This is a genomic window from Stenotrophomonas sp. STEN031, assembly GCF_056759975.1.
In genome coordinates, this window is sequence record NZ_JBRREA010000053.1 from 23,640 (window position 1) to 30,076 (window position 6,437).

The window sequence follows — 6,437 nt, forward strand, 5'->3', positions numbered from 1 at the left end:
AAGGTGCCCGAAGGGCGGATGAGGGCCGCTCTTGATCTGCCTGCACCATGCAAAAGAAAACGCCCGGCAAAGCCGGGCGTTTTCATTCCATCAAGACCAGTAACTGCTTACTTGGTAGCAGAACCGGTGGTCAGGCCACGCTTCTCCAGCAACGGCTCGATCTGCGGCTCGTGGCCGGCGAAGTTGCGGAACAGCTCCATCGCATCCACGCTACCGCCCTTGGACAGCAGGGTCTTGCGGAAATGGTCGCCGTTGGCACGCGACAGGCCGCCATGCTCACGGAACCACTTCTGGGTGTTGGCGTCCAGCACCTCGGACCAGATGTAGGCGTAGTAGCCCGCCGAGTAGCCGCCCATGATGTGGCTGAAGTACGGGGTCTTGTAGCGCGGCGGAACCGGCGCGTAATAGATGCCGTCCTTGACCAGCGCTTCATGCTCGAACTTCATCACGTCCTTCGGCGCCGGGATCTGGCCAACACCGATCTGGTGCCAGCTCTGGTCCAGCATCGCCGCACCCAGGTATTCGGTGGTGGCAAAGCCCTGGTTGAACTTGGACGCGGCAATCACCTTGTCCAGCAGCGCCTGCGGCATCGCCGAGCCGTTCTGGTAGTGCTTGGCGTAGTTGGCCAGGATGGTCGGCTCGTCGGACCACATCTCGTTCACCTGCGAGGGGAACTCGACGAAGTCACGCGGCACTGCGGTGCCGGCGAAGTAGGGGTACTTCACGTCCGAGAACATGCCGTGCAGCGCATGGCCGAACTCGTGGAAGGTGGTGGTTACTTCGTCCCAGGTCAGCAGGGTCGGCTTGCCGGCCGGCGGCTTGGGGATGTTGAGGTGGTTGGCCACCACTGGCTTGTCACCGGTCAGGCCCGACTGCGACACATAGGCGTTCATCCACGCACCGCCACGCTTGGACTCACGTGCATACGGGTCGAAGATGAAGATCGCCAGCTGGCTGCCATCGGCGTCGAACACGTCATAGACGGTGACGTCGTCGTGGTACACCGGCAGGTCGGTGCGCTGCTTGAAGCTCAGGCCGAATTCCTTGCCGGCGGCAAAGAACACGCCGTTCTCCAGCACGTTCTTCAGTTCGAAGTACGGCTTGAGCTGCGACTCGTCGAAGTTGTACTTGGCCTGGCGCACCTTCTCGCTGTAGAAGGCCCAGTCCCACGGCTGCAGCTCGAACGTCGGCTTGCCGGCGGCCTTCTGCTCGCTGTCGATCATCGCCTGCAGGTCGGCGGCTTCGCGCTTGGCGTTGGTGACCGCAGCCGGGGCCAGCTGGCCGAGCATGGCGTTGACCGCTTCCGGGGTCTTGGCGGTCTGGTTGCCCAGCGAGTAGCTGGCGAAGTTCGGGAAGCCCATCAGCGCGGCCTTCTCGGCACGCAGGGTCATGATGCGCGAGACCAGGGCGGTGTTGTCGTACTCGCCGCCCTTGCTGCCACGCGACACCGAAGCTTCGTAGATCTTCTGGCGCAGCTCGCGGTTGGTCAGGTTGGTCAGCGGCGGCTGGCCGGTGGTGTTGAGCAGGGCGATGACGTACTTGCCGTCCAGCTTGCGGGCCTTGGCGGCCTCGGCGGCGGCGGCGATCTGCTCATCGGACAGGCCGTCGAGCTGCTTGACGTCGTCCACTACGATATAGGACGCGTTGACCTCGGCCAGCACGTTCTGGCTGAACTTGGTGCCCAGGTTGGCCAGCTCGGCGTTCATCGCCTTGAGCTTGGCCTTGTCGGCGTCGGACAGCTTGGCGCCGGCGCGGACGAAATTGTCGTAGTACTTCTCGACCAGGCGCAGGCCTTCAGCGTCCAGGCCCAGCTTGGCGCGGTCGTTGTACAGGGTCTCGATACGCGAGAACAGCTTGCCGTTGAGGTTGATGGCATCGCCATGCGCGGCAAACTTGGCCGAGTAGTCGGCCTGCAGTTTCTTGCGCGCGTCGTTGGTGTCGGCGCCAATCAGCGAGAAGAACACGGTGGTGGCGCGGTCCAGCACGGCGCCGCTGTTTTCCAGCGCGATCAGGGTGTTCTCGAAGGTCGGTGCGGCCGGGTTGTTGGCGATCGCTTCCACTTCCTGCAGCTGCTGGGCCATGCCAGCGTCGAAAGCCGGGGCAAAATCGGCGTCCTTGATCTTGTCGAACTGCGGGTAGTGCAGCGGCAGCGGGCTTTCAGCGAAGAACGGATTGGCCTGCTGGGCCGACTGGGTGGTCGCAGTGGTTGCGGCCTGGCTGTAGGCCGGCAGGGCAAGACCCAGGGTCGCGGCAAGGGCGAGGGCGAGACGGGTGTTCAAGGCGGAAACTCCGGTAAAAAGACTGATTCTTTCAGGGTACCTGCAGGCGCGCCTGTACGGGTGTGTCGAATGGCATGGTTGCGCTGAAAGGCCACATTTTGCATGCCGTTCGTGCCGTGATGTCGTAGGCTGGCCGTCCTGCTAGGAGTCGCGCCATGCCCAACGCCTTTGATTTCGAGTTGACCGCACTGGATGGCCGTCCGCTGCCGCTGGCCGCCTTTGATGGCAAGGTGCTGCTGATAGTGAATACCGCGTCCAAGTGCGGCTTCACCCCGCAGTACGAAGGGCTGGAGCAGCTATGGCAAGAGCTGGGCCCGCAAGGGCTGGTGGTGCTGGGCTGTCCCTGCGACCAGTTCGGCCATCAGGAGCCGGGCGATGCGGCCGCCATCCAGGACTTCTGCAGCATCAATTTTGGCGTCAGTTTCCCGTTGTCGGCCAAGCTCAAGGTCAATGGCGTCGACGCCGATCCGCTATGGCAGTGGCTGCAGCGGCAGAAGCGCGGCGCCTTGGGCATCGCGGCAATCAAATGGAACTTCAGCAAGTTCCTGATCGGACGCAATGGGCAGGTGATCGCCCGCTACGCGCCCACTGCGCGCCCGGATGCGCTTGAAGCGGATATCCGGGCGGCGCTGGGCTGAGCCCGGAGTCCTCAGGCAGCGGCTAGACCGGATCGGTCGCCGCTTCGTCCAGCAGGTCTTTCTGCTGCAGTTGCACCTTGGTCGGGTCGCCGTGTTCGGCCATGGCCCGTTGCAGGGCGCGGCGGGTGGCGGCGGTGACCAGTGACTGCAGGTCGCGGCCGGAGCTGCCTTCGGTGGCGGCTGCCAGGGTGCCCAGCACCTCGTCCACGGCAAAATCCAGCGGCTTGCCGGCCAGCTGCAGGCGCAGGATGGCGGCGCGCGCGTCGATGTCGGGCAGGCCGATCTGGATCTTGCGCTCCAACCGCGACAGCAGGGCACTGTCGATGGCTTCGAGGTGGTTGCTGGCGGCAAGCAGGAATACCTGGCCTTGTTTGGTGCTGATGCCGTCCAGTTCCTGCAGCAGCTGGGCGACGACCTCGGCGTTCAACTTGTCGGAATTGCCGCTGCCGCGCGGTGGCGCAATGGTGTCGATCTCATCGAGGAACAGGATGCACGGTGCCTGCGCCCGGGCTTTCTCGAACAGCTGCTTGACCCGCGCGCCACCGTCGCCGAGGAACTGGCCCTTGACCTCCGCCGATGAGGCGGCGATGAAGGACAGCCCGGACTGGCTGGCCAGTACGCGCGCGATCTGGGTCTTGCCGGTGCCGGGGGGGCCATACAGCAGGATGCCGCGTGGCACCGGGATGTTCATCCGCGCCAGTTCCTCGGCATGCAGCAGTTCCTTACCGAGGCTTTCGAACTCGGCGCGGGTGCTCGCCGGCACGATCACATCGTCCCAGCCCAAGGCCTGCACCGAGGTCGAGCTCTTGCCGCGCAGGCGGGCGATGGCGGTGCTGAAGTCGGTCGCAGCCGGGCGCCCGGCCGGATGGGTGGCCACCACACTGGTGACCAGGGTGGACAGGTCGCGGCCGGACATGCCGGCAGTCTCGCGCACCAGTGCTTCGGTCACCGGCAAGGAAAGCTGGGCCTTGCCGAACTCGGCCAGCAGGATGCGCTCGCGCGCTTCGGCATTGGGTGCGGCCAGTTCGATGGAAACGGTGAAGCGGGACAGCACCGCATCATCGATCAGTTCCTGACGATTGGTGGCACCGATTACCAGCACGTTGCCGCTGCCTTGGTTGAAACCGTCCCATTCGGCGATGAAGGTCTGTACCAGTTCATTGCCGAAATTATCGGTGTCGCGGCTGCCGCGGCGGGCGAAGGCGCTTTCGCATTCGTCCACGAACAGGATGGTCGGGCCCTTGCTGCGTGCGTTCTCCCAGATCTTCTTGACCTTGGGGCCGGTGTGGCCGATGTGTTCGCCCTTGAGGTCGGCGATGGTCACCGCAACGAAATTGCAGTCCACGTGTTCGGCCAGCTTGCGCGCGATCAGGGTCTTGCCGGTGCCGGGCGGCCCCCACAGCAACATGCCCTTGGGAAGCGGCGGGGTGCCGGCGGCAAAACGATCCACCAGCTTGATCACCTGTTCCAGGGTCTGCTCCGGGATGGCGACGTCCTTCCAGTTGGCCTCCAGCTTGTCCAACGAGGCCAGCCGGGTCAGCAGGGACTTCTGCAGTTGCAGCTCACGCTCGTAGGGTGCGCTCAATGCCTGCAGATCGACGATGGGCTGCGCCAGTGGCGCCAACATTGGCGCCAGCTCGGCGGCCAATGGCGTCCAGGTCCCGGAATGCTCATCCACCTCGGCGCGGACGCGCACAAAACCGCCAGGATGGCCATTGAGCGGCAGGCGGATGAAGAAGTCCGGATCCTTGTCGGTGGTGATATCGGTGTTCATGCCGACCATCACCGCATTGGAGTTGTCGTGTTTGTCGCCGAGCTGCCAGTTGTTGCCGAGTTTCTCCACCGAGGGCGCGGGCGCGCGGACCACAGGATAGGGATGGCTGCGGCCGTCGTCCTGCTTCCTGCCAAATGCGTGCAACTGCAACTGGCGCTTGCTCAGTGCATCGATGGAGACCAGCCCGGCTGCGGCGTTGCGCTTGGACAGACGGTAACGGCCCAGCCAGACCAACCCTGCATAGAGGATCACGGCCGGTGGAATGTAGACGAACAACAGGAACAGCAGGCTGACAGGAAAGGGCAGTGTGTACGATAGTTGGCCGCAGAAGCTCCGAACCGGCCCATACAGCACCAGGCTGCCGAGCAGCAGCAACCAGGTGATGTTGCGGACCCCGCCGGTGCCCAGGCTCGCGCGCAGACTCAGGGCAGCGCCCCAGGTGCCTTTGCGGCCTTTTTGCAACGTATTGCGGCGCGCCTGCGCCAGCCCCTCTTCGAAAACCGGGCGCATGGATTGTGCTGCCTGGCAGGCGGCGGGATAGGCAGCGCCCATCGCCTGCTTGGCGGTCTCGGCGCGTTGCCGGCATTGCGCCAACTCGTCGAGCAAGACGCTGCGCTGATTGTCGATGAAGCTGTTGCGGGAACTACTTGAAACCATGAATCCTTTCCCCTGAACTGAAAACGGCCGGATCAGTGTGATCCGGCCGTTACGCTACGGCATCATTGTCCGGGTTCATAGCCGCCAATGGTCGGTAAAAACCCTACAAGCATTACTTCTCGACGAAGGCGCGCTCGAACACGTAATGACCCGGGGTGCCGATGCGTGCGGAGACCTCAAAGCCACGCGCGTCGAGCACGCTGCGCAGGTCCGCCAGCATCTGCGGGCTGCCGCAGATCATGAAGCGATCGTTGGCGGGATCCAGCGGCGGCAGGCCGAGTGCTTCCTGCATCTGCCCACTCTCCATCAGCGAGGTCAGGCGTCCCTGGTTGGGGAAGGGTTCGCGGGTGACGGCCGGGTAGTACAGCAGCTTGTCGCGGACGATGTCGCCGAGGATTTCGTCGTTCGGCAGTTCCTGTTCGAAATACTCGCGGTAAGCCAGGTCCTTCGCAAAACGCACGCCGTGGCAGACGATGACCTTCTCGAAGCGCTCGTAGGTTTCCGGGTCCTTGACCACGCTCAGCCACGGCGCCAGGCCGGTGCCGGTGCCCAGCAGGTAGAGATGCTTGCCGGGATGCAGATCGCTGATCAGCAGGGTGCCGGTGGGCTTCTTGCCGACCAGCACCTTGTCGCCGGGCTTGAGGTGCTGCAGGCGCGAGGTCAGCGCACCTTCCTGGACCTTGATGCTGAAGAAGTGCAACTGCTCTTCCCAGTTGGCGCTGGCGATGGAATAGGCACGCATGACGGGGCGGGCGCCTTCGTTTTCCAGCCCGATCATCACGAACTGGCCATTCTCGAAGCGGAAGCCGCTGTCGCGGGTGGTGGAGAAGCTGAAGTAGGCGTCCGTCCAGTGACGGACCTCAAGCACCGTTTCGGCGCCAAAAGCGGAAGACATGCCGTGATTCGTAAATTGGAGACCTTCCTATTCTAGCCGATTTCCTTTAAATAGGAATGAATCTCATTTGAAGGGTTCAATTGTAGTGGGGGGGGCCAAGCCGGCCCGGGGGCGGCCGGGCAAACTCGACCCGCACCGGCAGGCGAAGGCCCACCCACACCCACGCCAGGCGCGAGGCCAGCCGCCGATGGGGG

4 protein-coding genes are annotated in these 6,437 nt (G+C 63.9%); 1 reads left to right on the plus strand and 3 read right to left on the minus strand.

All coding sequences use genetic code 11. The annotated features are described in order from the left end of the window. Nucleotides 1-107 precede the first annotated feature (107 nt). A complete protein-coding gene (locus ACVOLQ_RS18175; protein WP_481528858.1) occupies nucleotides 108-2,279 on the minus strand; it encodes a M3 family metallopeptidase in 2,172 nt (723 codons plus the stop codon). A 155-nt stretch (nucleotides 2,280-2,434) separates the two neighbouring features. On the opposite strand from ACVOLQ_RS18175, the gene ACVOLQ_RS18180 reads away from it, so the two are divergent. Then, a complete protein-coding gene (locus tag ACVOLQ_RS18180; protein WP_313494847.1) occupies nucleotides 2,435-2,917 on the plus strand; it encodes a glutathione peroxidase in 483 nt (160 codons plus the stop codon). 22 nt (nucleotides 2,918-2,939) lie between these two features. Here the strand turns inward: ACVOLQ_RS18180 and ACVOLQ_RS18185 are convergent, their stop codons facing one another. Then, nucleotides 2,940-5,348 carry an AAA family ATPase gene (locus tag ACVOLQ_RS18185; protein ID WP_481528859.1) on the minus strand — a complete coding sequence of 803 codons (2,409 nt, stop codon included), beginning with the start codon at nucleotides 5,346-5,348 and terminating at the stop codon, nucleotides 2,940-2,942. A 112-nt stretch (nucleotides 5,349-5,460) separates the two neighbouring features. After that, nucleotides 5,461-6,243, minus strand: coding sequence for a ferredoxin--NADP reductase (locus tag ACVOLQ_RS18190; protein ID WP_313494851.1), 783 nt, complete (start codon nucleotides 6,241-6,243; stop codon nucleotides 5,461-5,463). Between the last annotated feature and the right edge of the window lie 194 nt (nucleotides 6,244-6,437).

Coding starts and splice junctions, on each gene's coding strand:
- ACVOLQ_RS18180 (WP_313494847.1), top strand. CDS start 2,435: ATGCCCAACGCCTTTGATTTCGAGTTGACCGCACTGGATGGCCGTCCG.
- ACVOLQ_RS18190 (WP_313494851.1), bottom strand. CDS start 6,243: ATGTCTTCCGCTTTTGGCGCCGAAACGGTGCTTGAGGTCCGTCACTGG.
- ACVOLQ_RS18185 (WP_481528859.1), bottom strand. CDS start 5,348: ATGGTTTCAAGTAGTTCCCGCAACAGCTTCATCGACAATCAGCGCAGC.